The organism is Pseudomonas sp. CFBP 13711 (assembly GCF_014842265.1).
Lineage (GTDB): Bacteria > Pseudomonadota > Gammaproteobacteria > Pseudomonadales > Pseudomonadaceae > Aquipseudomonas.
In genome coordinates, this window is the sequence record NZ_JACYVI010000002.1 from 294,544 (window position 1) to 320,934 (window position 26,391).

The following is a 26,391-nucleotide window of genomic DNA, read 5'->3' on the forward strand; positions in this document are numbered from 1 at the left end:
AGCACAGCTAGACGCTGACTACCGATACAGATGCATCACTGAGTCGATTTGCCGGTCTTGTAGAAGTGCTCGAAGCAGAAGTTGGTGGCTTCCACATAGCCTTCGGCACCGCCGCAGTCAAAACGCTTGCCTTTGAATTTGTACGCCAGGACGTTGCCCTCGGCGGCCTGCTTCATCAGGGCGTCGGTGATCTGGATTTCGCCGCCTTTGCCTGGCTCGGTGTTTTCGATCTTTTCGAAAATGTCCGGGGTCAGGATGTAGCGGCCGATGATGGCGAGGTTGGACGGAGCAACGTCCGGTGCCGGCTTCTCGACCATGTCAGTGACGCGGAACAGGCCTGGCTTGATTTCTTCGCCAGCAATCACGCCGTACTTGTTGGTCTCGTTCGGGTCAACTTCCTGAATCGCCACGATCGAGCACTTGTACTGCTGGTGCAGCTTGACCATCTGCGCCAGAACGCCGTCACCTTCCAGGTTGACACACAGGTCATCCGCCAACACCACGGCGAATGCCTCGTTACCGATCAGCGGACGACCGCTCAGAATCGCGTGACCCAGACCTTTCATTTCGGTCTGACGAGTGTAGGAAAAGCTGCACTCGTCGATCAGTCTGCGGATGCCGACGAGGTATTTTTCCTTGTCGGTGCCCTTGATCTGGTGCTCAAGCTCGTAGCTGATATCGAAGTGGTCTTCCAGCGCGCGCTTGCCGCGGCCGGTGACAATGGAGATTTCAGTCAAACCCGCAGCAAGTGCTTCTTCCACGCCGTACTGGATCAGTGGCTTGTTGACAACGGCCAGCATCTCTTTGGGCATGGCCTTGGTCGCTGGCAAGAAGCGAGTGCCGTAACCGGCTGCAGGGAACAAGCATTTCTTGATCATATAAATCCTTGATGAGCTGGGGGTGTTGCGGCGCAGTCTAATGAGGCGGCGATAACCTTACAATGCCGCTACTGGCCGTTCGCTGCCTAGGTAGAGGAACGCTGACGCAGATAGTTCCGCAGATCGTTCCACCAATAGCTCAGCAACCAGCTCACTCGCCACGCTTCACCCACTGATTATTGGAATTCCATGCTGTCCTTCGTACGAGGGCATCCAGCGCCGCGTAACCGCCGTTCGGTGACCTTCGCAAGCGTAGCCCTGTTCGCCATCGCGCGTGGGAAATTGTGCGATTGCCCTTTGGCATTTGCCGATTATCATGGGCGCCTGAATTACTAATCGAGACGAGTCGATGTCTGAAGTCAAAAGCGTGAACGGTTACCAGATCAAAAAGCTCCAGGACGGCCAGTGGTGGCTGGTCGGCCACGACGGTGAAGCCGTGGCAGGCCCGTTCTCCAGCGAGAGCAGCGCCATCGAAGTCGCCGCCGTGTTCGAAGACACGCCAGCCCCGCGTCGTCGGGCTGACAAGAAGGACTGATCAGGCCGCCCGGCCCGCTCCGCAATGGAGTGCGGCCGAGGCCTCTCCTGCGCAGCTTCGGCCATGGATGTCGCCGAGCAAGTCCTGCAAAAAATCTACGGTGATGCCGGAACGATGGCACCGCCTCTCAGTCTCAGACTAGCAATTCCCACACCGGCCCTCATCGCGAAGCATTCCACCATGATCAAGATCTTATCCGTCATTGCTGTACTGGCCCTGACCGGCTGCGCGACTGCGCAGAACACTTACCTCAAAGACGGCAAGCAGGCGCTGAGCATCGACTGCTCCGGCGAAGCCATGTCCTGGGCCGCCTGCTACGAAAAGGCTGACGCCTCCTGCGCGGGCACCGGCTACAACATCGTCAGCACCAACGGCACGCCGCAACCCAAGGAAGACGACAAGACCCTGGGTGTCGATGTCGGCAACTATAAAAACCGCACGGTGCTGGTGGTCTGCAAATAACGTCTCGCCCGTCTAACCGTGGAACTGCGTCACCCTTGATTCGCCCCGCAACCGCGTCACTCGCCCGAGATACAGGCCGTCACGGCGTGCTGCACGTCCTTGGGCCGCAGGGGGTTGTTCGACAGGCGTTCGAACAGCTTGATCGAGCTGCCGCTGGAGCGAGTCTCGATATCGACGATGGCAGCAGGGTCACTGGTCAGCAACTTCTGTGGAACGATGATGCGCAGGCCCTCTTTATGCGGCTCGATCTGCGGCGGCTTGCGGCTGTCAGAGATGCGTCCGACAAAGCACGCGGCATAATCCTTCGGCGACTTGCCGGACATGACGCTCATGGTCGCCGGGGTGTGTTCGATGTCCGTAACTGTGGCGCAACCGGTCATCGCCAGGGCCAGAATAACAACCGCCAATTTCATACAATCCCTCCAGTAAAGGTGCTTACGACAAGCCCGACCCGGATTAAATCCCGCGCGTGTGCTTTTTTAACTGCCAGCCTGGCGGTCAGCCTTGCGTCGATTCAAGCGAGTCCTCGATCAATAAAACCCGCCGGGAAGATCAATGCCCAGGCTCGTCGTGCTATGGTTTCGGGTTTTCGAGAACGCTGTCTCCGGAGACACCCATGAAATTCGTACACCAGCGCGAGCACCTCAACGAAGACGACATGGTCGTCATCGAATGCTCCCAGCTTTGCAACATACGCCTGATGAGTGATGCCAACTTCCGCAGCTTCAAAAACGGCGGTCGTCACACTTACCACGGCGGCGCGTTTGACCGTTTCCCCGCCAAAATCGCGGTGCCCAGCACCGGCTTCTGGAACATCACCATTGACACCGCCGGCCGCAAGCTCGACAGCCATGGCGGGCGCAAGACTGCCTTCACCCATTCGATCAAAATCGTTCGCCGCTCGTCCTCGCGTCTGAGCTGATGCGCCATTGAGCCAAAGCGCCATTGAACACCGGCTGGCGTGAAATCTTTGTATTTTTTTTGCGAACATCCGGTCAGTTTTTTCCAGGAGTAAAATGTGAGCACCCCTGCCCCCGTCGTCAAATACGCAATCAGCTACAAGCTCAACGGCGAGCGTCGTTTCGAGTTTGCCCTGTTGCAGTCGCCCTCCGCCGATGAGGCCCTGGCCGCCCTGCAGAAGATGCACGGCGACAGCACCGATGTCATCAGCGATGTGAAGGTCAGCAAAGCGCTGTAGCCGAAATCTGAACGGGGAAGCCCATGGTGATGCAGCGCACAGGCACGACGCCGGCGACGTTTGATCTGTTCGCGGAGGACACGCCGCAACCGCCTTCACATGAGCAGATCGGGCCGGCGTCGTTTGTGTTTCGTGGCTTCGCTTTGCCTTTCATCGAGTCATTGCTGCCTGCGCTGGAGTCGGTGCTGACCCAGGCGCCGTTCCGCCATATGGTCACGCCCGGTGGTTACACGATGTCGGTGGCGTTGAGCAGTTGCGGGGACTTCGGCTGGACCACTGACCGAAGTGGCTATAAATATTCTCCCATCGATCCGCTCACGGGTGAGCCATGGCCAGCGATGCCTGGGGTTTTCATGGAGTTGGCGGTGGCGGCGGCTTCGGCTGCCGGGTTTGCGGGGTTTGTGCCGGATGCGTGTCTGATCAATCGTTACATCCCGGGAGCCAAGATGTCGCTTCATCAGGATAAGGATGAGCGCGGCTTGGAGTGGCCGGTGGTGTCGGTTTCGCTGGGCTTGCCGGCGATGTTTTTGTTTGGCGGGCTTGGGCGCAGTGATCCGACTCAGCGGGTGCCGTTGTTTCATGGGGATGTGGTGGTGTGGGGCGGGGTTGATCGGCTGCGCTTTCATGGGGTGTTGCCGATTCGGCAGGCGGAGCATCCGCAGTTGGGGGAGCAGCGGATTAATTTTACGTTTCGCAAGGCGCGGTGATTGGGGTTTACGTCTAAAGATCAAGATCAAGATCAAGAGCGTCTGCCTGGGGGCAGACTGTTTCGCCTTCGGCGAGTTACTTGGAAAAGCACCCCAAGTAACCAAGGGTGCTTGCTCCTGGTTGGGCCCCTCCTGCGTCGGGGTTCCTTCACTCCGGTCCCGCTCCGTGGGCCCGCGCCGAACGGGCATCCATGCCCTGACGGCGCTCTCGCCGCATCCATGCGGCTCGGCCCACTCCGCGAGACCTGCGTTCAGCCTGCACCCAAGTCGCGATTGGCGGTGAATGGACCTCTTGTGTTTGAAGATCAAGATCAAAAGCTTCCCGGCTGAAGCCGGTCCTACAGTCGGAGCCGATCCCGCTGCAGCATACGCTGCTTTTTAGTGGGACCGGCTTTAGCCGGGAAGAGGCCCCTGTGAGCGCTATCAATCTCTCAGCGTAACGCAAAACCTGTCCCACCCATCACCGACATCGGCTAATGCCCTGCCCCACTAGGACCGAGTGGCCGCGCGGCTTTTTACGGGGCAGATGACGCGGTGAAGGTTCAGGGCGGTGTTGATGATGCCGATGTGGCTGAAGGCTTGGGGGAAGTTGCCGAGCATGCGGTTTTGCTGGGGGTCGTATTGTTCGGCGAGGAGGCCGACGTCGTTGCACAGGCCACGCAGGCGTTCGAAGAGGATTTGGGCCTCGTCGTCGCGGCCTTGCAGCACGTAGACGTCGGCGAGCCAGAACGAACACACCAGGAAGGTCCCTTCGCTGCCCGACACGCCATCTGTGCTGCGTTCGCTGTCGTAGCGCAGCAGCAGGCCGTCCTTCATCAGCGACTGTTCAATCCGTGTGACGGTGCCGGTGACGCGGGGGTCGTCGACGGGGAGGAAGCCGGTCAGCGCGATCTGCAGGAGGCTGGCGTCCATTTCCTGGCCGCCGTAGGTCTGCACGAAGCTGCCCAATTCTGCGTCGAAGCCGTGGGCGCAGACGTCGGCGTGGATCTGATCGGCGACCTCACGATAATGCCGACCCCGCTCGCGGTCTTGCGGGTCATCGCTCTTGTCCAACGCCCCGGCATTGCGGTCAAATGACACCCACGCCATGACTTTGGAATGGGTGAAATGCCGAGGTGCCGAGCGGATTTCCCAGATGCCGGCGTCCGGTTGATGCCAGACTTTTTCCAGAAACGGCATGATCACTTTCTGGATGTCCGTGCTGCGCGGCAGCGCCGGCAGGCCGTTTTTAAGGGCCTGGGTCATGGCGTCGGCGACTTCGCCGTACACATCCAGCTGCACCTGACTGGCCGCACCATTTCCGACCCGCACGGGACGCGAATGCTCGTAGCCGGCCAGCCACGGCAACTCATACTCCAGCAAGCGCCGTTCCCCCGCCAGGCCGTACATGATCTGCACCTGTTCCGGGTTGCCCGCGATCGAGCGCAGCAGCCAGTTGCGCCACGCGGTCGCTTCTTCGAAGTAGCCCAGGTTCATGAACGCCAGCAGGGTCATGGTCGCGTCGCGCAGCCAGCAGAAGCGGTAATCCCAGTTGCGCTCGCCGCCCAGTTGCTCCGGCAACGAGGTGGTTACCGCCGCGACGATCCCGCCGGTCGGCGAATAGGTCATGGCCTTGAGGGTGATCAGCGAACGCTTGACCTGATCCGTCCAGGGGCCGACATCCGGGCAGCGGCCGGAAAAATCACGCCAGAAGGTTTCGGTCTGCTGCAGCGCCGATTCCACGTCGAACCCTGCACGCACCGGCTCGTGGGAGACCTGCCAGGACAGCGTGAAGCCCAGCCGCTGACCGGCTTCAACGCTGAACAGGCTCTCGGTGTGATGGTCCATCGGGTGCAGTTCGGCGGGCGTGCGCAGCACCAGCATGTCCGGGCCGGCAACGGCGGTCATGGTATGCGGATCTCGCTTTTCGACCCACGGCACGGTGCTGCCGTAGTCAAAGCGGATCGCCAGATCCATGGAAAAATCCACGCGCCCTTCTACGCCAACGACGATGCGCACCACGCTGCTGTCGATCTCCATGGGCATGAAGTCGATGAGCAGCGCCTGTCCGGTGTCGGTGGTGAAGAGGGTTTCGAGAATCAGTGTGCCGTCACGGTAGCTGCGGCGGGATCGGGCGCTGCCGTCGACCGGCGCCAGCTTCCAGCGCCCGTTGTTGCTGTCGCCCAGCAGCGCGGCGAAACAGGCCGGCGCATCGAAGCGCGGGAAACACAGCCAGTCCAGCGACCCGTCGCGGGCCACCAGCGCTGCGGTCCGGCAGTTGCCGAGCAGCGCGTAATCTTCGATCAATACAGCCATCGGGCGGTTATCCCTCTTGGTGAGCACTTTATTCTTGTTGTGCGCCGTGCCCTTGAGTAGCGGTACCCATGAGTGGCAGCGCAACCGCCGCCCCGAATCAACGGGGCAGGATGTAACGCTCGATGGCCTTCGCCAGCCCGTCATCGGCATTGCTGTCGGTAACGTAGTTGGCCTGGGTCTTGACGCCCACCTCGGCCTGCCCCATCGCAATCGACAGCCCGGCGCGAAGGAACATCGCCACATCGTTGCCCGCGTCGCCGATCGCCGCGGTGTGGGCCAGCGGCACGCCCAACGCATCGGCCAGCGTCTCAAGGGCAGTGCCCTTGTTGGCGTACAGCGCGGTGACGTCCAGGTAGTAGGATTGTGAACGGGCTGCCAACGCAGACTTGGCGATCAGCGGGTTGAGCGTGGCCTCCAGGCGCTTGAGCAGCTCGAAGTCCTTGCTCGCCGCGACGATCTTGTCGATGCGGTCCAGGTATTCGTCGAAGCTGTCGACCTGAACGAAGTCGTAGCCCAGCGTGTTGCGTTCGTGGTCGACGTAATCGCCTTCGGGATTGAGCAGCAGCCACTGGTCATCGGCAAAGACCCAGACCGCCACCGCCTCGCTGGCGAACAACTCCAGACTGGTGCGGGCCGCTGCGGCATCAATGCGGTGGGCCTTCAACAAACTGCCGTCCGGGTTGATGATGTTGGCGCCGTTGAACGCCACGGTCGGCAGTGTGATGCCCAGGGCTTCGATCTGCTGTCGCATGGCCCGCGGCGGGCGGCTGCTGGCGACCGAGAAATGAATCCCGGCCTCCTGCAATTTACGCACGGCGTCAATGTTGGCCTGGCTCAGGCTGTGATCGGGGTGCAGCAGCGTGCCGTCGATGTCGGACAGCATGAACTGGATGAGGGACTGCGAAACGTCACTCATCCCAGGCGCTGCCATGTGCGGCCGCCACGGGCCAGCAACTCATCGGCCTCCGAGGGCCCGTCCTCGCCTGCGTGATAAAGGTCCACTTGCGGATCCTTCGCCCAGGCATCAATGAATGGTTGCACGGCACGCCAGCCATTCTCGATGTTGTCGGCGCGCTGGAACAGGGTCTGGTCGCCGGTCAGGCAATCGTAGATCAGGGTTTCGTACCCGGTCGACGGCTGCATCTCGAAGAAGTCCTTGTAGGCAAAACCCAGCTCGATGGTCTGCATGTCCAGGGTCGGGCCGGGCTTCTTGGCTTGCAGATCAAACCACATGCCTTCGTCAGGCTGGATCTGGATCTTCAGGAAATTCGGCGCGACGCTGTCGACATCGGTATCACGGAACTGCGCGTATGGCGCCGGCTTGAAGCAGATGGCGATCTCGGTGTCGCGCACGCTCATGCGCTTGCCGGTGCGCAGGTAGAACGGCACGCCCATCCAGCGCCAGTTGTCGATCATCACCTTGAGGGCGACATAGGTTTCGGTGTTGCTCTCGGGATCGACACGGTCTTCCTGGCGGTAGCCGGTGACGGCCTTGCCATCGATGCTGCTCTCGGAATACTGACCGCGCACCGAATTGGCCAGCGCTTCCATTTCCGACCAAGGCCGAATCGCACCGACCACCTTGGCCTTCTCGCCACGCACGGCATCGGCGCCAAATGCAGCGGGCGGTTCCATTGCCACCATCGCCAGCAGCTGGAACAGGTGATTGGGCACCATGTCCCGCAGGGCGCCGGTGGTCTCGTAAAAACTGCCACGGGTCTCGACGCCCACGGTTTCGGCCGCAGTGATCTGCACGTGGTCGATGTAGTGGTTGTTCCAGAACGACTCGAACAGACCGTTGGAGAAACGGCTGACCAGAATGTTCTGCACCGTTTCCTTGCCCAGGTAATGGTCGATCCGGTAGATCTGCTTCTCGCTCATGACCTTCAACAAGCAGTTGTTCAGGGCCACAGCGCTGGGCAGATCGTGGCCGAACGGCTTCTCGATCACCACGCGACGGAAGCTCTCGTCGTCTTCGACCATCAGCCCGGAAGAGCCCAGACGCTGCGTCACTTCACTGAAGAAACGCGGCGCGGTCGCCAGGTAGAACACGGCGTTGCGGGTGCCCGTGCTCTTGATCTTCGCGTCGATGTCCGCGTACGTGGAATCGTCGAGAAAATCGCCGGTGATGTACGTGATGCGCTTCGACAGGCTACCCCACAGCGCCGGATCCAGAGGCTCTTCGCCGCCCTGGGCGACCTTGCTGGCCGCCTCCTGACGAATGAAATCTTCGAGCTTTTTGGCAAAATCGGCATCGCTGACGGTGTTGTGGTCAACGCCGACAATGTGCAGGTCCTCCCCCACCAACCCGTCGCGAAACAGGTTGTAGAGGGCCGGCATCAACAGCCGTTTGACCAGGTCACCATGGGCGCCGAAGAGGAACAGCGTGGTCGCCGGAGCGACCGGAGCATTCTGCTTGCTGCGGGATAAACCCATTATTTTGGTTCCTTATGACCACCAAATCCGAAACGCATGGCGGACAGCATTTTGTCGCCGTACGTGCTTTGTTGACGGGAGCGGAAGCGAGCGAACAGCGAAGTGGACAGCACCGGAACCGGCACCGCCTGCTCCATGGCCGCTTCGATGGTCCAGCGGCCTTCACCGCTGTCGGCGACGGAGCCGGAATAGGCGTTGAGCTGTGGGTCGGTGGCCAGAGCGTCGGCGGTCAGGTCCAGGAGCCAGGAGGAGACCACGCTGCCGCGACGCCAGACTTCGGCGATGTCGCCCAGGTTCAGGTCAAAGCGCTGCTCGACAGGGAGGTTTTCCGAGTTCTTGGTCTTGAGGATGTCGAAGCCTTCGGCGAAGGCCTGCATCATGCCGTACTCGATGCCGTTGTGAATCATCTTGACGAAGTGGCCTGCGCCCGGCGGGCCGGCGTGGATGTAACCGTGCTCGGCGCGAGGATCGGCGTCTTTGGAACGGTCCTTGGTGCGCGGGATGTCGCCAATGCCGGGGGCCAGGGTCTTGAAGATCGGGTCGAGGCGCGTGACGACGTCGGTTTCACCGCCGATCATCATGCAATAGCCACGTTCCAGACCCCAGACGCCGCCGGAGGTGCCCACGTCTACGTAGTGCAGGTTTTTGTCTTTCAGCGCCACGGAGCGACGTACGTCGTCCTTATAGAAGGTGTTGCCACCGTCGATGATCACGTCGTCGGCATCGAGCAGGTCGGCCAGCTCGTTGATGGTGTCTTCGGTTGGAGCGCCAGCAGGCAACATCACCCAGACGGCTCGCGGTTTTTCCAGGGCAGCGACCAGTGAGGCGAGGTCTGTTGCCGGGGTCGAGCCTTCTGCGGCGAGCACTGTGCGAGACTTCTCATCGCGATCATAGACCACGGTCGTGTGGCCATTGAGCATCAGTCGACGTGCGATGTTGCCGCCCATGCGGCCTAGTCCAACAATCCCGAGTTGCATGTAGAGGTGCTCCTTAATCAAATTCAGAGGTGCCTCAGTTTATAGCCCAGTGCCGCATAGTGGGTTAGTCCGGGGAGGCAAACTATGGTTTCCCGGTGAAAAATGTTTCATGTGCATCGGCACAGAGGTCTGCAAGACTGCCCTATGACGCAGGTTTTCGCGATCAAGAAACGTTCGCGACAATCATAAATAAAAAAGTTCCTTTTTTACGCAAAAGAAATCAGAATTCCGGCCGATAGAGGTAGTGAGCAGGATTTGCCAGGTAGCAGACGTCCTTGCTTGAACCTTATGAAGTTGAACCCGCCATTTGCGAGGTGTGCAATGGGCACAGTACTGACAGCCAACGCTCCACAGACCCTTTACGTCACAATCCGTCGTGACGAGCTGCGCCAGCTCAGGGAAGAACGCGCCGTATTGCAGAACAAAGTCGCCCAGCTGACTTCGATGCTGCAGCACGCCCAGCTCATCGGCAACGGCACCGCCCTGCACGCCTGATTCACGACTCCCCGCACCACACCCTTCAAGGCAAGCCCGATCTGCAGGCTTGCCGGCGCATCGTTCAATCCCCCCTCCGCCGTACCTCGGCAGCGCCTTGCATTGCCGCACACTTGACACGGTTTTCGACCCTCCGTCGGACCCGACACACGTCGTTACGTTCCCCGCCCTGCTCTAGCCTCCGCGTCTTTAGCCGATTTTGGCGGTTTCGCAACACCCTCCTGACAAAATTTTCACCCCGTTGAAAACATAATCCCGACCCTCAACACATTGATTGCTGGCCAAATGCTGGCACTTGAATTCATTCGGGCGGTGTTTGGTCGCCTGAACGGTCTATAGCGGAGCGCTTGATGACAACGATGAAATGGAGCACTACGACTCCGAAAGGGTTCGACTGGGCGGGAGTGATCTGGCTGTTCGTGTTTTTCTGGTACTTCTCCGGCATCACGCAACTGCTTATCCAACTGACCGGCATCACCGGTTTTGCCGGCTTCCGTCAGGGGTTCGTGATCAGCGGCATCTGGCTCGCGCCCATGCTGATGTTCCCGCAAAAGACCCGCATCATGGCTGCGGTCATCGGCGTGATTCTATGGGCCTGCTCCATGGCGAGCCTGGGTTACTTCTTCATTTACCAGCAGGAGTTTTCCCAGAGCGTCATCTTCATCATGTTCGAATCGAACATCTCTGAAGCTGGCGAGTACATGACCCAATACTTCGCGTGGTGGATCGTGCTGGCGTTCATCGCCCACACCGCGTTCGCGATCTTCCTGTGGACACGCCTGCGTCCGGTGTACATGCCACGCGCTCGCGCCTACGCCGTTGCGGCAGCGCTGTTGATCGGCATCATCGGTTACCCGCTGGCCAAACAGTTGGCCCGCCACGACGACACCGCCTCGGCCCTCGAAGCCTTCGAGTCGCGCATCGAGCCAGCGGTGCCATGGCAGATGATCGTTGCCTATCACCGTTACACCCAGCAACTGGATGGCATGCAGGACATGCTGACCAGCAGCAGCAACATTGCGCCGCTGAAAAACCTCAAGGACCAGCAGGCCAATCTGCCCACCACCCTGGTGCTGGTGATCGGCGAGTCGACCAACCGCGGGCGCATGCACCTTTATGGATACCCGCGCCAGACCACCCCGAACCTGGACGCCATGAAGGACCAGCTGCAGGTGTTCAGTAACGTCATCACGCCTCGGCCTTACACCATCGAGGCGCTGCAGCAGGTGTTGACCTTCGCCGATGAGGAAAACCCGGACCTTTACCTGAAGACGCCGTCGATCGTCAGCGTGATGAAACAGGCGGGCTACAAGACGTTCTGGATCACCAACCAGCAGACGATGACCAAGCGCAACACGATGCTGACCACCTTTTCCGAACAGGCTGACGAACAGGTCTACCTGAATAACAACCGCAACCAGAACGCTCGCCAGTACGACGGCGACGTGATCGCGCCTTTTACCAAAGCGCTGACCGATGCCGCGCCGCGCAAACTGATCGTGGTGCACCTGCTCGGTACCCACATGGCCTATCAGTACCGCTTCCCGGAGGAGTTCGCGAAATTCAGCGGACGTGACGGCGTGCCGGCGGACATCGATGACAGCAAGCTGGAGTTCTACAACAGCTACGACAACGCCGTGCTCTACAACGATTTCGTGGTGTCCAGCCTGATCAAGGAATATGGCAAGGCCGACCCGAAGGGCTTCCTGCTGTACCTCTCGGACCACGGCGAAGACGTTTATGACTCGCCAGGCCGCAACACCCTGGGCCGCAACGAGAACAAACCGACCATCCCGATGTACACCGTGCCCTTCATTGCCTACGCCTCGCCGAAGTGGAAGCAGACCCATGACTGGAATTTCGAGAGCATCCACGACCGTCCCTACACCAGTTCGAACCTGATCCATACCTGGGCGCAACTGGCAGGCCTGAGCTTTGATGAACTCGATACCACCAAAAGCCTGGTCAGCCTGGACTTCAAGGCGCGCCCACGCATGATCGGCGACCCCTATGCGCCGAAAGGCCTGAGTGATTTTGCCCATATGGAAAAGGCCGCCAGCCAGCCCGGCACCATGCCCGAAGTGGTGCAAAAGTAAAAAAGGCGAAGTGACGTTCGCTGCAAACGAAAAGGCCTGCGCAATGCAGGCCTTTTTTTGTTCGTCGGAATGGGTGTGCTTCAAACAGGGTTATGGAGCCGGTGTTTGAAGCAGCAGCACGCGGGTCACCCGCCGTTCCTGCACTTGCACGACCTTCAGCTGCCAACCCTCCCACTGCAATTCGTCGCCGACCACCGGCAAACGATCCAGCAGGCTCACCACCAGTCCCGCCAGGGTCTGATAATCACCGGTCGCCCGCGCCTTGAAGCCGATGCGTTCGCGCAGGTGACTGAGGTTCATGGCGGCATTGACCAGCACGCCCTCGCCTTCTTCGATCAAGTCCGGGCCCTCGATTTCACTGGCGTCCGGCAGCTCGCCGGCGATGGATTCGAGGATGTCGGTCATGGTCAGGATGCCGGCGAAATCGCCGAATTCGTTGATCACGAAGGCGATGTGCGTGGACTGCGCGCGCATCTGTTCCAGGGCGTTGAGGATCGAGAAGCTCTCCAGCAGATTGAGCGTCGGCCGGGCGAGGTGTTCGATGTTCGGCTCGGTACCGGACAGCCAGGCGTTGAGCATTTCCTTCTTGTGCACGAAGCCCAGCGGCTCGTCGATGCGGCCCCCGCGGATCAGCGGCAGCCGCGAGTACGACGAGTTGACCAGTCGCTGGCGAATGCCTTCCGGCGTGTCATCCAGATCGATCACGTCGACGTCGTTGCGCACCGTCATCACACCGCGAATGGGCCGCTGGGCCAATTGCAGCACGCCGCTGATCATCACCCGCTCGCGGCGGTCGAACACCACCTCGTCGCTGTCGCCATCGAGCATGTCGGCGATCTCCTCACCAAGCTCCTCGGCGCTCGGCCTGCGGCCACCCAGCAGGCGCAGCACGGCATGGGCGGTGCGCTCGCGGCGTGGCAAGTCACCTTTCACGCTGCGTTTGCGGCGGGCACGGGCGATCTGGTTGAACACCTCGATCAGGATCGAAAAACCGATGGCCGCGTACAGATAACCCTTGGGGATATGGAAACCCAGGCCGTCGGCGGTCAGGCTGAAGCCGATCATCATCAGAAAGCCCAGGCACAGCATGATGACGGTCGGGTGAGCGTTGACAAAGGCGGTCAGCGGCTTGCTGGCGATGATCATGATGCCGATCGAGAACACCACGGCGATCATCATGATCGACAGCTCATCGACCATGCCCACGGCGGTGATCACGGCGTCCAGAGAGAACACCGCGTCGAGCACGACGATCTGCGCGACGATCGGCCAGAACAGCGCGTAGGTTGTGCTGCCCGCCCGCTGGGCGACGTGGCCCTCTAGGCGCTCGTGCAATTCCATGGTCGCCTTGAACAGCAGGAACACTCCGCCGAACAGCATGATCAGGTCGCGACCGGAGAAGCTCTTCTCGAAAATCTCGAACAGCGGCTCGGTCAGCGTCACCATCCACGAAATGCTCGCGAGCAGGCCCAGGCGCATGATCAACGCCAGCGACAGGCCGAGCACCCGCGCACGGTCGCGCTGCTCGGGCGGCAGCTTGTCGGCGAGGATGGCGATAAACACCAGGTTGTCGATGCCGAGCACCAGCTCAAGCACGATAAGGGTCAACAGGCCAAGCCAGGCCGTGGGATCAGCGATCCATTCCATGGGTCAGCGCCCCTTCTCGATCAATGGCACAGACACGAAAAGGCCCGACGTGCCGGAAGGCAGGTCGAGCCAGACAGAAATCTTGTTTAAGCGGGATAAAGCGAAGTGAGCGCCTGCGACCCTGTTTGAGGGGAATCGGCGACTGGGAGGTTCCAGAGAGAGCGACATGTGTGTCCTGAAAGCAATACGGGAGGCGATCCTATCGCGCTCTCGGAATTGCCTTACAGGACAGAACTGTTACAAATGGTTTGGAAGGTGTTGCCTGGGCAACACCAGAAACACCGCGGGTATTGAGTGGGACCGGCTTTAGCCGGGAAGGCTTATTGCGTCACACCATAAAATTGAAGGCGTTCAAAACGGCCTCTTCCCGGCTGAAGCCGGTCCCGCTGACAGCGCTTCGCTAGAGCGACTTCTGCCAGAACAGCGCGCGACCCATTTGCGGGTCCAGCTGATAGTCGGCAAATCCAAGCTTGCGGTACGCGCCTTTGGCGGCTTCGTTGCCTTCGAGCACTTCCAGGGTGATTTTGCAGCAGCCGCGCTGGCGGGCGATTTCCTCGACCTTGGCCAGCATCTTCTGGCTGATCCCCTGGCCTCGCGCGGAGGCGATCACCACCACGTCATGCACGTTGACCAATGGCCGGCAGGCGAAGGTCGAGAAGCCCTCGAAGCAGTTGACCAGGCCGACCGGCTCGCCGGCGATGAACGCCAGCACGCTGAACGCATGGGGGCGCTTGGCCAGTTCGATCGCCAATTGCTGACGGGTGTCCATGGACAGCGACTGACCGCCACCCATGGCGTCCTCGGCGTATTGATTGAGCAGAAATCCGATCGCTTCTGCGTGAACCGAATTGCTGTAGCTGGCTTGCAGTACCAGAACCTCAGGGGCTTGCATTGACTTCCTCTACCGCTGGAGAAACCTCAACAGGCAGTCGACTCAGTGTGCCGACGTGCCGCGTGGCGGCGATTCTAACGCCCTGGCCGAAAAAATATCCTTATACAGAAGTAGGAAATGTCTCTGATCGGCCAGGAATTCTTCCGGCGCGCACCGGGAAAAGGCAGTGCGAGCAAATTGTGCCTACGGTGTCCCACAACAGCGCAGGGGCTGCGCGCGGATAGACCATCGGCCCGGTAATTGTCCAACAATCCGACCGACGGCACCCCTGTAACAAGGCCTACACCCCATGCTCCACAACGGCGCATTCAGGGCCTTGCAGATCGCTTCATCACCCTGAATTCCACAATACCCCGCATCGCAATCCCGCATGCCAGACATGGCCCGGAAAAATTGTCGAAACTTCTGCACAGGCGCATGGGTCATGTGAATAGAGCAACTATGCTGTTGAAAAATCGAAGCAGAGTCCGCTTTCACCTTGTCCTCTAATGTGCAGTCGGTAAATGGGTATCGATCTTGCGTAGGTCTTGTGTGCCTGGCCATAGGAAATGGCTGCTTACACCTTAAGTGCTGTACCAACACTGCATATCGAACTGGAGAAAACGATGATTAGTGCCGCTGTCAAAACCCAGAAGGGAGAGAGTTTTAATCAGCCGGCCAGCGAGCTGACCCATCTGCCGGTCTTCGCAACGACGAGCGCACCCGTGCTGCAACTGCCTCCTGTTCAACCAGTGATTTCTTCGGTGACCCGCAAGAAAGTCCTGTTCGTGACTTCAGAGATGGCCGACCTGGTGAAAACCGGCGGCCTGGGCGATGTGTCTGCCGCACTGCCGCGCGCCATGCGCCACCTGCACGATGTACGCGTGCTGATTCCCGGCTATCCACAGGTCATCAATAGTGGCAACCCGATCCACATCATCAGCGAGCTGCCCGGTCACGCCGCGCTGCCTCCCTGCAAGATCGGCCGGATGGACATGAAAGACGGTCTGGTCATTTACGTCCTGATCTGTCCCGAGTTGTACGAGCGTGAAGGCACGCCCTACGGTGACAATGACGGCCGCGACTGGTCCGACAACCATATTCGCTTTGCCCGCCTGGGCCTGGCGGCTGCCGACTTTGCGGCCGGCGCGGTCAAGACCCAGTGGTGCCCCGAGCTCGTTCACGCTCACGACTGGCCAGCAGGCCTGGCACCGGCGTACATGAAATGGCGCGGCCAGACCACGCCGTCGATCTTCACTATCCACAACCTGGCGTATCAGGGTTTTGTCAGCATTGCCTCCAGCCGTGAGCTGGGCATTCCCGACTCTGCATTGAGCCCGGAAGGCATGGAGTTTTACGGTCAGCTGTCGTTCATCAAGGCCGGCATGGCGTATTCCAGCCACATCACGACCGTGAGCGCGACCTACGCGAAAGAAATCACCACCCCGGATTTTGGCTGTGGCCTGGAAGGCTTCCTGCAGAGCAAAGCCGACCGCGGTCAGCTCAGCGGCATTCCCAACGGCATCGACGAGAGCTGGGACGCTGCCACCGACGAGCACCTGATCTGCCGCTTCGCTCCGAACGAGTGGACCCGCAAGGAAATCAACGCTGACTACGTGCGCGAGCTGTTTGAACTGGAGCCTTCCACCGGCCCGCTGTTCGCCGTGGTCTCCCGTCTGGTTTACCAGAAGGGTCTGGACCTGACCATCGGGGTTGCCGAGCACATCGTCAACAACGGCGGCCAGATTGCGATCATCGGCCGTGGCGAACCTGAAGAAGAAGACGCCATGCGCGCCCTCGCCGCCCGCTTCCCGGGTCAGGTCAGCGTGCGCGTCGGCTTCAATGAGACAGACGCACGTCGCATGTTCGCCGGCAGTGATTTTCTCCTGATGCCTTCGCGCTACGAGCCTTGCGGCCTGAGCCAGATGTACGCGCAGCGCTTCGGCTCCCTGCCGATCGCACGCCGCACTGGCGGTCTCGCGGACACCATCGAAGACGGCTGCACCGGTTTCCTGTTCGACGAATCCACGGTCGAGAGCTACACCGAAGCCCTGACCCGCGCGTTCAAGGTCTTCGAAAGTCCATTGCTGCTCAACGCCATGCGCTGCCGCGCCATGGCCGCTCCGTTCGATTGGCACAAGGCAGTAGAACCCTACGCCGATCTTTACCAGGAGCTGCTGAAGAAAAACGCAGGCGTGGCACTGCATTACTGATAACTCACTGATCAAGGAATTACGGATGCCTTCGCGCACGGATCAAAACTGGCGCCACGGCGCCGTCATGCTGGATCCACAACACACCCGGTTTGCCCTCTGGGCACCGGACGCTCAAAGCGTCAGCGTCGAATTCGAAAACGGGCCTGCACAGGCCCTTCAGCCAGAGCAGGACGGCTGGTTCGTGCTCGAGGCCGAGTGTGGAGCTGGCACGCGCTATCGCTTCAACGTCGCTCTCGATGGACAAAACAACCTTACCGTTCCTGACCCGGCCTCCCGGGCTCAGGACGGCGACGTGCACGGCTACAGCATCGTCGTCGACCAGGCCGCCTACCAATGGAAGAACACCGAGTGGCAGGGACGGCCCTGGCACGAGGCGGTCATTTACGAGCTGCACGTCGGTGCACTGGGTGGCTATGAAGGCGTTGAACAGCGTCTGCAGCATCTGGTGGACACCGGCATCACCGCCATCGAGCTGATGCCTATCGCGCAATTCCCGGGTGATCGCAACTGGGGTTACGACGGCGTGTTGCCTTACGCCGCGCAGTCGTCCTATGGCACGCCCGACCAACTCAAGCACCTGATCGACACCGCCCACGGGTTGGGCCTCGCGGTCATTCTGGACGTGGTCTACAACCACTTCGGCCCGGACGGCAATTACCTCGGCGCCTACGCCAGCCATTTCTTCCGCAGCGACAAGAAGACGCCGTGGGGCGACGCGATCGATTTCCGCCGCCGTGAAGTGCACGACTTCTTTATCGACAACACGATGATGTGGCTGCAGGACTACCGCTTCGACGGCCTGCGTTTCGACGCCGTGCACGCCATCGAAGACCCGACTTTTCTGCAAGACCTGGCAGAACACGTACGCGAGACGATTCCGTCGGAGCGTCACGTGTGGCTGACCCTGGAAAACGAATTCAACGAAGCCGGACGCATGGATCAGGGCTACGACGCCCAGTGGAACGATGACGGCCACAACACGCTGCACGTCCTGCTGACCGGCGAGACCGACGCGTACTACACCGACTTCGCCGAAAAACCCACGCAAAAGCTTGCGCGTCTGCTGGGCGAAGGCTTTGTCTATCAAGGCGAATCCACCCGTCATGGCCATGCCCGGGGCGAACCGAGCGGCCATCTGCCGCCGACCTCTTTCGTGCTGTTTCTGCAGAACCACGACCAGATCGGCAACCGGGCCTTCGGCGAGCGTCTGGTCCAGCTGAGCCCACCCCCTGCGTTGCAGGCGGCGACGGCGCTGTTGCTGCTGTCACCGATGATCCCGCTGATGTTCATGGGCGATGAGTGGGGCGCAAGCGAGCCGTTTCTGTTCTTCACTGACTTCCATGACGAGCTGGCAGATGCCGTGCGTGAAGGACGTCGTGGCGAGTTCAAGGATTTCGCCGCGTTCAAGGATCCGGCCAAGCGCGAGCAGATCCCTGATCCCAATGCTCTTAAAACTTTCGAGGCCTCGCGTCCGGCGTTCGATGCGCTGCTGCTGGAAACCGACAAGGGTCAGGACCATCGCAACTGGCTTGAGCTCTACAAAACCTTGCTGCAGATTCGCAAGACCGAGCTGTTCCCTCGCCTGCACGGCGCCAGTGCTTTGGGCGTGAAAGAGCTCGGCGACAAAGCCGTCAGCGCACGTTGGAAGCTGGGCGACGGCAGCGAGTTGCGCATTGATCTGAACCTCGGCAGCGAGGCGGTCGACACTGATGATCACACCGGCTACAGAGTGCTTCATCAATCCCGTGCCAAGTCCGCAGAACTTTCCCCATCCGCCACCCTCAATCCATACACGGCCATTGTCAGCCTGAAATCGAGTGACGTTGTGGAGGAACAGGATGAGCAATGAGCAACTGGAAAAACTGGCAGCCCAGGCGGGCCTGTCGGTTGACTGGAAGGACGCCAACGCCAAACCGCAACACGTAAGCCCCGAGGTCCTGCGCAAGGTCCTCGGCGGCCTGGGTTACCCCGCCGAGACAGAAGAAGACGTCGAAGCCAGCCTTAAACGCCTGAACGAAGAAAGTCAGCCGGCCAACCCGCCGCCGTTGATGACCGTCGACCATGGCAAGGATCTCGACCTGTCGAGCTGGTTCGCCCCAGCCACCTTGTTCAAGCTGACCCTGGAAGACGGCTCGCTGCTCGAAGCGAAGCTCACCGACAAGGCTGCCCTGCCCGGGTTGGCCACAGTGGGTTATCACCAGTTGGACGTAGGCGGCCAGCAGTTGACCGTCGCCGTCGCGCCAAAGACGTGCTACAGCCTGACCATGGCCAGCAAGAAGGCAATCGCCCGCGACTGGGGCCTGACCACTCAGCTGTACTACCTGCGCCGTGAAGGTGATGGCGGTATCGGCGATACCCAGGGGCTGGAGGCTTTCGTACGTGCCGCAGGCACCCGTGGTGCCTCGGCCGTGGCGATCAGCCCGGTTCACGCGATGTTCTCCAACGACAGCGAGCGCTACAGCCCGTACTCGCCGTCCAGTCGCCTGTTCCTCAACGCGCTGTATGCGGCGCCGGGTACCATTCTCGGTGACCGCGCGGTTGAGCTGGCAATCGAGAAAGCCGGCCTGGCCGACGAGTTCAAGCGTCTGGAATCACTGGAGCTGATCGAATGGCCCGCCGCCGCCAAAGCAAAATATGCCCTGCTGCGCGAGCTGTATGCCGGCTTCATCGGCAGCGATCATCCCTTCCACGAGGACTTCAAGAGTTTCCGCCAAGCGGGCGGTGAAGCCCTGGAAAACCACTGCCGTTTCGAAGCCCTGCGTGATGCGGGCGACGAATTGGGCATTGGCGGCAACTGGCATGAATGGCCGGAGCAGTACAAGAACCCGCGTAACCCTGCCCTCGACGCGTTCGCCAAGGCGCACGGCGAAGAGATCGGTTTCCACGCCTTCGCGCAATGGCTGATCGCGCGTGGCCTCGAACGCGCCCAGACCGCCGCACGATCGAGCGGCATGAGCGTCGGCCTGATCGGTGATCTGGCTGTGGGTGCCGACGGTGCCGGCAGCCAGGCGTGGAGTCGTCAGGACGAGTTGCTCTCCTCGCTGACCGTGGGCGCACCACCGGACATTCTCAACCGCTCGGGCCAGAGCTGGGGCATCTCGGCGTTCTCGCCGACCGGCCTGAAGCGCAATGGTTTTCAGGCGTTCATCGAAATGCTCCGGGCCAACTTCGCCCACGCCGGTGGCCTGCGCATCGACCATGTGATGGGGCTGCAGCGCCTGTGGGTCGTCCCGTTGGGATCCCCGGCGAGTGAAGGCGCTTACCTGAATTACCCGCTGGACGACATGCTGCGGCTGTTGAGCCTGGAATCGTGGCGTCACGAAGCAATCGTTTTGGGCGAAGACCTCGGCACGGTGCCCGAAGGTCTGCACGAGAAGCTGTCCGAGCGCGAGATCCTGGGGATGCGCGTGCTGCTGTTCGAACAGGACGACGCGACGTTCAAGCCCATCACGAAGTGGTCGAGAGACGCACTGGCTACCACCAGCACCCACGACCTGCCCACCCTCACCGGTTGGCTGAGCGAACTGGATGTCGACTGGAACAAAAAACTCGGGCTTGTTGATGACGACGCCGAGCAGAAGATGCGCGACGGCCGCGAACGGGAACGCAAGGGTCTGATCAAGGCGCTCAAGCAGAACTACACGCTGCCGAGCAGCGGTGAAAGCATCAGCGCGAAAGACGTCATCGACTACAGCATTGCGTACCTCGGCCACACCCCGGCGCCGTTGGTGCTGCTCCCGATCGAGGACGCCCTCGGCATCGACGAGCAGGCGAATTTCCCCGGCACCATCGACAGTCATCCCAATTGGCGACGTCGGCTCAACGGCGACAGCGGTTCTCTGCTGGACAACGCCGATGCAGCACGACGACTTGAAATTCTGGCAGCGGCACGGCAACAAGCCGCGGAGCGTGATCAAAAATGAGTACCCCTCTTAAATCCCTGCGCGCCACCCAGCGCCTGCAGTTTCACAAAGACTTCACGCTGGACGACGCCACCAAGCTCGTGCCGTACTTCGCCAGCCTGGGCATCAGCCACATCTACGCCTCGCCACTGCTGAAAGCCCGCGCCGGTTCCATGCACGGTTACGACGTGGTCGACCCACGGGTGATCAACCCCGAACTGGGCGGTGAGCCGGCCTTGCTGCGTCTGGTCGCGGCGCTGCGTGAGCACGGCATGGGCCTGATTCTCGACATCGTCTCCAACCACATGGCAGTCGGCGGCAACGACAATCCCTGGTGGCTCGACCTGCTCGAATGGGGCCAGCGCAGCCCGTACGCCAAGTTCTTCGACATCCAGTGGAATTCCCCGGACCCGCTGCTCAAGGGCCAGCTGTTGTTGCCGTTCCTGAGCACCGACTACGGCACCGTGTTGCAGAACGGTGAAGTGCCCCTGCGTTTCGATGCGGAGCACGGCACCTTTCACGCCGAGCACTACCAGCATCTCTTCCCGATCAATCCGGCCACGTACGCGCCGCTGTTGAAGGCAGCGAAGCGTTCCGAGCTGGATGAACTGGCCCAGCGCTTCGCCGACCTCGACAACTATCCGCAGGCCTACGAGCGTGCCCGTCAGGCCAAGGCTGAGCTGGCCGAAGCGGTGAAGGCCAAACCCGAGCTGGTCAAGGCCGTTGAAGAAGGTCTCGCGCAGTTTGATTCCAGCACCCCGGAAGGCTTCGACCGCCTGCACCGTCTGCTTGAGCAGCAGGACTATCGTCTGGCGAGCTGGCGCACCGCGGGCGACGACATCAACTGGCGGCGTTTCTTCGACATCAACGAGCTGGGCGGCCTGAAGGTCGAGCGCTCGCAGGTGTTCGAAGCAACCCACGGGAAGATTTTCGAGCTCATCGCCAAAGGGCTTGTGGACGGTCTGCGCATCGACCACATCGACGGCCTCGCCGACCCGCGCGGGTATTGCCGCAAGCTGCGTCGTCGCGTCGACAGCCTGATGAAACTGCGCCCGGCCGGCACCGAACTGGAACGTCTGCCGATTTTCGTCGAGAAGATCCTCGGCCCCGACGAGCAACTGCGCACTGACTGGAACGTCGACGGCACCACCGGTTATGAATTCATGAATCAGGTGTCGCTGCTGCAGCACGATCCGAAAGGCGAAGCCGTGCTGGGCGAGCTGTGGAGCCGCATCAGCGGACGCACGGCCGACTTCAATCAGGAAGTGCTGGAAGCCCGCGATCTGGTCCTCCACGGCACTCTGGCAGGTGATTTCGAAAACCTGGCCCAGGCACTGCTGCAGGTCTCGCGCAGTGACGTGATGACCCGCGACATGACCCTCGGTGCCATCCGCCGCGCGCTGCTGGCGCTGGTTAGCAACTTCCCGGTCTACCGCACCTACCTCACCGCCTGCGGCCGTTCTGCCGAAGACGAGCGCTTCTTCCAGCAGGCCATGGACGGTGCGCGGGAGATGCTCAGCGAAGGCGACTGGCCGGTGCTGGATTCCCTGAAGCTGTGGCTGGGTGGCGAGAAGCTGCGCGACTACCCGACGGGCCGGTTGCGCGAAATGCGCCGCAAGGCCGGCAACCGTTTCCAGCAGTTGACGTCGCCAGTGGCGGCCAAATCGGTGGAAGACACGTCGTTCTACCGCTCCGCCGTGTTGCTGTCGCGCAACGATGTGGGTTTCCACCCGCAACATTTCAGTGCGCCGGTGGAGGCGTTTCATCACGTCTCCATCGAGCGGCACAGGAGCTTCCCGAACAACCTGCTGACCACCGCGACCCACGACCACAAGCGTGGCGAGGACACCCGCACCCGCTTGGCCGTGCTCAGCGAACTGGCGCCCTGGTATGCCGAGCAGGTCGAGCGCTGGCAGCAGCTGTCGGCTCCGCTCAAGGCGGGTGACACCCACATCAGCCCGGGTGACGAGCTGATGCTGTATCAAGCAATCATCGGCAGCTGGCCGCTGGACCTCGAAGGCGAGCCGGCTTTCGAAGCCTACGCCGAGCGACTGACCCAGTGGCAGGAAAAGGCCCTGCGCGAAGCCAAACTGCAGAGCAGCTGGAGCGCGCCCAACGAGCCGTACGAGACCGCTTGCCGCGAGTTTCTCCAGCACTTGCTGCTGAACGCCGACGGTCTGGCACTGCGTCAATCCATCGGTGCCACGGCCAATCGCATCGCGACGGCCGGCGCGCTCAACAGTCTGGCGCAAACTTTGCTGCGAATGACTGCGCCCGGTGTGCCTGATCTGTATCAGGGCACCGAGTTCTGGGACTTTAGCCTGGTGGATCCGGACAACCGTCGTCCGGTGGATTACCCCGCTCGCGAACGTGCGTTGCAGGCATCCGTGCCGGTCACCGAGCTGTTGAACCAGTGGCACGACGGCCGGATCAAGCAGGCGTTGATTGCCCAGGTGCTTAGCCTGCGCAATGAGTACCCCGCGCTGTTCAGTGAAGGCGACTATCAACCCCTTGAAGTGGTGGGTGAAAAAGCCGATCACGTCATCGCTTTTGCCCGGGTAACGAAGGAGATGCGGGCTATTGTTGTGGTTCCGCGCTTGCCGGCTGAACTATTGGGCACTGCGCAAACTCCATTCATCAATGCAGCAAATTGGGGCGATACACGAATCAACCTGCCGTTCGCTGATTCACATCCAAATTGGAAGGGACTTTTTTCACAGGCTACAGTCACATCCAGCAAGGAAATGTTGCTCAGCGCAGCGCTCAAGGAAATTTCTGTAAACCTGCTTATACAAACCTTGTGATACCGGGAGTGTCGAGATGAGTGCCGACGATAAAAGAATCAGCGAGCTTGCCCACCAGATCTGGGAAACGGAAGGCAAGCCACATGGGCAAGATGCCCGCCACTGGGAAATGGCTAGCAAGTTGGCCGCCGCCGAGGCGAAGTCGCCTAAAAAACCGGCTGCTGCGAAGACGGCGAAGTCCAAGCTCGACGGCAAAGCGGAGCCCAAGGCTGCCGCTGCCAAACCCGCTGCGAAGGGTGCAGCCAAACCGGCGGCGAAGTCTGCTGCCAAGCCTGCGGCTAAACCCGCAGCCGCATCAGCCGCAAAATCAGCAGGCAGCTCCGCTGATCAGGCTGCCAGTAAATCCGAGGCAAAAGCTGACGCTAAGCCTGCCGCTAAACCGGCAGCCAAGGCGCCCGCCAAACCCAAGGCTGCGGCGAGCGGTACCGATGCTGCCGCCAAACCGGCCAAGCCGGCGGCCAAGTCTTCTGCCAAGAAGCCTGCCGCCGCCAAGCCTGCGTCTTGATCAACTGCTTTAACGCGTCACTGTTGCGCCGCTAACACCCCTACCGCAGGGATCGCCTTAAAACGGTCGTCACCCTGCGGTAATTTTCAAACCTGTTGCATCGATGGCGCAGTCACGTACTGAGGCCACGGCTTTGTTCGCCTTCAGGAACTCATTCGAACGTCAGGAATACACATGAGCACGCAAGATAAAAGCACCGCTACACAGAATGAATCCGGCAACGCTGGCAGCCCCGAAGTCACGGCATCGCGCATTCGGGAAGGTCTGCCCTTCCCGCTCGGCGCCAGCTGGGACGGCCTCGGCGTCAACTTCGCCATCTTTTCCGCCAACGCCACCAAGGTCGAGCTGTGCCTGTTCGACTCGGCCGGTGAAGTGGAGCTTGAGCGCATCGAGCTGCCGGAATACACCGACGAGATCTTTCACGGCTACCTGCCCGACGCCCACCCGGGTCAGGTCTATGGCTACCGCGTCTATGGTCCGTACGATCCGAAGAACGGCCACCGTTTCAACCATAACAAGCTGCTGATCGACCCGTATGCCAAGCAACTGGTCGGCGAGCTGAAGTGGTCCGAGGCGCTGTTCGGTTACACCATCGGTCACCCGGACGACGACCTAAGCTTCGACGAGCGTGACAGCGCGCCCTTCGTGCCCAAGTGCAAGGTCATCGACCCTGCGTACACCTGGGGCCGCGAACAGCGCGTCGACGTGCCGTGGGACAAGACGATTTTCTACGAAACCCACACCCGTGGTTTCACCATGCGTCACCCTTCGGTGCCTGATGAAGTCAAAGGCACGTTCGCCGGCCTGATGGTCGATGACGTGATCAAACACATCAAAGGTCTGGGCGTCACCTCGATCGAATTGCTGCCGATCCACGCCTTCGTCAACGACCAGCACTTGCTGGAAAAAGGCATGACCAACTACTGGGGTTACAACACCCTGGCGTTCTTTGCCCCGGATCCACGCTATCTGGCTCACGGCAAGATTTCCGAGTTCAAGGAAATGGTTGCGCACATGCACCACGCCAACCTGGAAGTGATCCTGGACGTGGTCTACAACCACACCGCCGAAGGCAACGAGCGCGGCCCGACCCTGTCGATGCGTGGTATCGACAACGCCTCCTACTACCGCCTGATGCCGGATGACAAGCGTTACTACATCAACGATTCCGGCACCGGCAACACCCTCGACCTGAGCCACCCGTGCGTGCTGCAGATGGTCACCGATTCGCTGCGCTACTGGGCGACCGAGATGCACGTCGACGGCTTCCGCTTCGACCTGGCCACCATCCTCGGCCGTTACCACGACGGTTTCAGCGAGCGCCACAGCTTCCTCGTGGCTTGCCGCCAGGATCCGGTGCTGCGTTCGGTGAAACTGATCGCCGAGCCTTGGGATTGCGGTCCAGGCGGTTACCAGGTCGGCAACTTCGCGCCGGGCTGGGCGGAGTGGAACGACAAATTCCGCGACAACATCCGTGCGTTCTGGAAAGGCGATGAAGGCCAACTGGCGGACTTTGCCAACCGCATGACGGCGTCGGGCAACCTGTTCAACCAGCGTGGCCGCCGCCCTTACGCTTCGGTCAACTTCATCACCGCCCACGATGGTTTCACGCTGCATGACCTGGTGTCGTACAACGAGAAGCACAACGAGGACAACGATGAGAACAACCAGGACGGCAGCAACGACAACCGTTCCTGGAACTGTGGCGTCGAAGGCCCGACCGACGATCCGGAAATCAACGCGCTGCGCCTGCGTCAGATGCGCAACTTCTTCTCGACGCTGATTCTGGCCCAAGGCACGCCGATGGTGGTTGCCGGTGACGAGTTCGCTCGTACCCAGCACGGCAACAACAACGCCTATTGCCAGGACAGCGAGATCGGCTGGGTCAACTGGGACCTGGACGAAGACGGCAAGGCCCTGCTGGCGTTCGTCAAGCGTCTGATCAAGCTGCGTCAGTCGTACCCGATCCTGCGTCGTAGCCGCTTCCTGGTGGGCGATTACAACGAAGAACTGGGCGTGAAGGACGTGACCTGGCTGTCGCCAAGCGGCGAAGAGATGACCATCGAGCAGTGGGAAGATCCGAACGGCCGCTGCCTGGGCATGTTGATGGATGGCCGCGCTCAGGAAACCGGTATTCGTCGCCGCGGCTCCGAAGCAACGCTGCTGCTGGTGGTCAACTCCCACCACGACGGCGTCAACTTCACGCTGCCGGAAGTGCCGGAAGGTCTCAACTGGACCAGCCTGATCGACACCAATCAGCCGGAAATCGACGGCAAGGACCAGTTCGAGTTTGGCAGCGAGTACACGGTCACGCCGCGTTCGCTGTTGTTGTTTGAGCTGCAGAAGGCTCCACAGGCGTAACTGTTC

The 26,391-nt window shown here is 60.8% G+C and carries 21 protein-coding genes; 13 read left to right on the forward strand and 8 right to left on the reverse strand.

Features of this window, described 5'->3' with window-relative positions:
* Positions 1 to 35: 35 nt before the first annotated feature.
* Positions 36 to 878 carry a UTP--glucose-1-phosphate uridylyltransferase GalU gene (gene galU, locus IFT47_RS06275; RefSeq protein WP_192172113.1) on the reverse strand — a complete coding sequence of 281 codons (843 nt, stop codon included), beginning with the start codon at positions 876 to 878 and terminating at the stop codon, positions 36 to 38.
* 349 nt (positions 879 to 1,227) lie between these two features.
* On the opposite strand from galU, the gene IFT47_RS06280 reads away from it, so the two are divergent.
* Together IFT47_RS06280 and IFT47_RS06285 are read left to right on the forward strand one after the other, a co-directional pair.
* On the forward strand, positions 1,228 to 1,413 hold the full coding sequence (locus IFT47_RS06280; RefSeq protein ID WP_065987194.1) for a hypothetical protein: 186 nt from the start codon (positions 1,228 to 1,230) through the stop codon (positions 1,411 to 1,413).
* Positions 1,414 to 1,593: 180 nt separating this feature from the next.
* Complete coding sequence (locus tag IFT47_RS06285) at positions 1,594 to 1,875, forward strand: hypothetical protein (protein ID WP_065987192.1); 282 nt, start codon at positions 1,594 to 1,596, stop codon at positions 1,873 to 1,875.
* A 56-nt stretch (positions 1,876 to 1,931) separates the two neighbouring features.
* On the opposite strand, the gene IFT47_RS06290 is transcribed toward IFT47_RS06285, so the two are convergent.
* The gene (locus tag IFT47_RS06290; RefSeq protein ID WP_122534636.1) at positions 1,932 to 2,288 is read right to left on the reverse strand and encodes a hypothetical protein; all 357 of its coding nucleotides are present in this window, start codon (positions 2,286 to 2,288) and stop codon (positions 1,932 to 1,934) included.
* A gap of 203 nt (positions 2,289 to 2,491) precedes the next feature.
* On the opposite strand from IFT47_RS06290, the gene IFT47_RS06295 reads away from it, so the two are divergent.
* From IFT47_RS06295 to alkB, 3 genes are all read left to right on the forward strand, one after another.
* Positions 2,492 to 2,797 carry a DUF1883 domain-containing protein gene (locus tag IFT47_RS06295; protein ID WP_037010615.1) on the forward strand — a complete coding sequence of 102 codons (306 nt, stop codon included), beginning with the start codon at positions 2,492 to 2,494 and terminating at the stop codon, positions 2,795 to 2,797.
* Between the two features lie 96 nt (positions 2,798 to 2,893).
* A complete protein-coding gene (locus IFT47_RS06300) occupies positions 2,894 to 3,073 on the forward strand; it encodes a hypothetical protein (protein WP_192172114.1) in 180 nt (59 codons plus the stop codon).
* Between the two features lie 29 nt (positions 3,074 to 3,102).
* Positions 3,103 to 3,780, forward strand: coding sequence for a DNA oxidative demethylase AlkB (gene alkB, locus IFT47_RS06305; RefSeq protein WP_407073221.1), 678 nt, complete (start codon positions 3,103 to 3,105; stop codon positions 3,778 to 3,780).
* Positions 3,781 to 4,269: 489 nt separating this feature from the next.
* Here alkB and IFT47_RS06310 read toward each other — a convergent pair whose 3' ends face one another.
* From IFT47_RS06310 to gnd, 4 genes are all read right to left on the reverse strand, one after another.
* Complete coding sequence (locus tag IFT47_RS06310; RefSeq protein WP_192172116.1) at positions 4,270 to 6,075, reverse strand: glycoside hydrolase family 15 protein; 1,806 nt, start codon at positions 6,073 to 6,075, stop codon at positions 4,270 to 4,272.
* A 97-nt stretch (positions 6,076 to 6,172) separates the two neighbouring features.
* Positions 6,173 to 6,991 carry an HAD family hydrolase gene (locus IFT47_RS06315; RefSeq protein WP_192172117.1) on the reverse strand — a complete coding sequence of 273 codons (819 nt, stop codon included), beginning with the start codon at positions 6,989 to 6,991 and terminating at the stop codon, positions 6,173 to 6,175.
* On the reverse strand, positions 6,988 to 8,511 hold the full coding sequence (gene zwf / locus IFT47_RS06320; RefSeq protein ID WP_192172118.1) for a glucose-6-phosphate dehydrogenase: 1,524 nt from the start codon (positions 8,509 to 8,511) through the stop codon (positions 6,988 to 6,990). Before zwf ends, IFT47_RS06315 begins: the two co-directional genes overlap by 4 nt.
* Positions 8,511 to 9,488 carry a phosphogluconate dehydrogenase (NAD(+)-dependent, decarboxylating) gene (gene gnd, locus IFT47_RS06325; protein ID WP_192172119.1) on the reverse strand — a complete coding sequence of 326 codons (978 nt, stop codon included), beginning with the start codon at positions 9,486 to 9,488 and terminating at the stop codon, positions 8,511 to 8,513. Before gnd ends, zwf begins: the two co-directional genes overlap by 1 nt.
* Positions 9,489 to 9,809: 321 nt before the next feature.
* Here gnd and IFT47_RS06330 point away from each other — a divergent pair, with 321 nt between their 5' ends.
* Together IFT47_RS06330 and IFT47_RS06335 are read left to right on the forward strand one after the other, a co-directional pair.
* Positions 9,810 to 9,983: a DUF6026 family protein gene (locus IFT47_RS06330; RefSeq protein ID WP_192172120.1), complete on the forward strand. Its 174-nt coding sequence runs from the start codon at positions 9,810 to 9,812 to the stop codon at positions 9,981 to 9,983.
* Positions 9,984 to 10,333: 350 nt separating this feature from the next.
* Positions 10,334 to 12,079 carry a phosphoethanolamine transferase CptA gene (locus tag IFT47_RS06335; RefSeq protein ID WP_192172121.1) on the forward strand — a complete coding sequence of 582 codons (1,746 nt, stop codon included), beginning with the start codon at positions 10,334 to 10,336 and terminating at the stop codon, positions 12,077 to 12,079.
* 90 nt (positions 12,080 to 12,169) lie between these two features.
* On the opposite strand, the gene IFT47_RS06340 is transcribed toward IFT47_RS06335, so the two are convergent.
* Both IFT47_RS06340 and IFT47_RS06345 read right to left on the reverse strand, forming a co-directional pair.
* Positions 12,170 to 13,726, reverse strand: coding sequence for a TerC family protein (locus IFT47_RS06340; RefSeq protein ID WP_192172122.1), 1,557 nt, complete (start codon positions 13,724 to 13,726; stop codon positions 12,170 to 12,172).
* Positions 13,727 to 14,126: 400 nt separating this feature from the next.
* A complete protein-coding gene (locus IFT47_RS06345) occupies positions 14,127 to 14,618 on the reverse strand; it encodes a GNAT family N-acetyltransferase (RefSeq protein WP_192172123.1) in 492 nt (163 codons plus the stop codon).
* 605 nt (positions 14,619 to 15,223) lie between these two features.
* Here IFT47_RS06345 and glgA point away from each other — a divergent pair.
* The 6 genes from glgA (at position 15,224) to glgX (ending at position 26,385) form a co-directional block, all read left to right on the forward strand.
* Complete coding sequence (gene glgA / locus IFT47_RS06350; RefSeq protein ID WP_192172124.1) at positions 15,224 to 16,810, forward strand: glycogen synthase GlgA; 1,587 nt, start codon at positions 15,224 to 15,226, stop codon at positions 16,808 to 16,810.
* Positions 16,811 to 16,835: 25 nt separating this feature from the next.
* Positions 16,836 to 18,662, forward strand: a complete 1,827-nt coding sequence (treZ, locus tag IFT47_RS06355) for a malto-oligosyltrehalose trehalohydrolase (RefSeq protein WP_192172125.1) — start codon at positions 16,836 to 16,838, stop codon at positions 18,660 to 18,662.
* A complete protein-coding gene (gene malQ, locus IFT47_RS06360) occupies positions 18,652 to 20,736 on the forward strand; it encodes a 4-alpha-glucanotransferase (protein WP_192172126.1) in 2,085 nt (694 codons plus the stop codon). Before treZ ends, malQ begins: the two co-directional genes overlap by 11 nt.
* Positions 20,733 to 23,519, forward strand: coding sequence for a malto-oligosyltrehalose synthase (locus tag IFT47_RS06365; RefSeq protein ID WP_192172127.1), 2,787 nt, complete (start codon positions 20,733 to 20,735; stop codon positions 23,517 to 23,519). Before malQ ends, IFT47_RS06365 begins: the two co-directional genes overlap by 4 nt.
* A 16-nt stretch (positions 23,520 to 23,535) precedes the next feature.
* Complete coding sequence (locus tag IFT47_RS06370) at positions 23,536 to 24,024, forward strand: DUF2934 domain-containing protein (protein WP_192172128.1); 489 nt, start codon at positions 23,536 to 23,538, stop codon at positions 24,022 to 24,024.
* A gap of 174 nt (positions 24,025 to 24,198) precedes the next feature.
* A complete protein-coding gene (gene glgX / locus IFT47_RS06375; protein ID WP_192172129.1) occupies positions 24,199 to 26,385 on the forward strand; it encodes a glycogen debranching protein GlgX in 2,187 nt (728 codons plus the stop codon).
* The last annotated feature ends 6 nt before the right edge of the window (positions 26,386 to 26,391 follow it).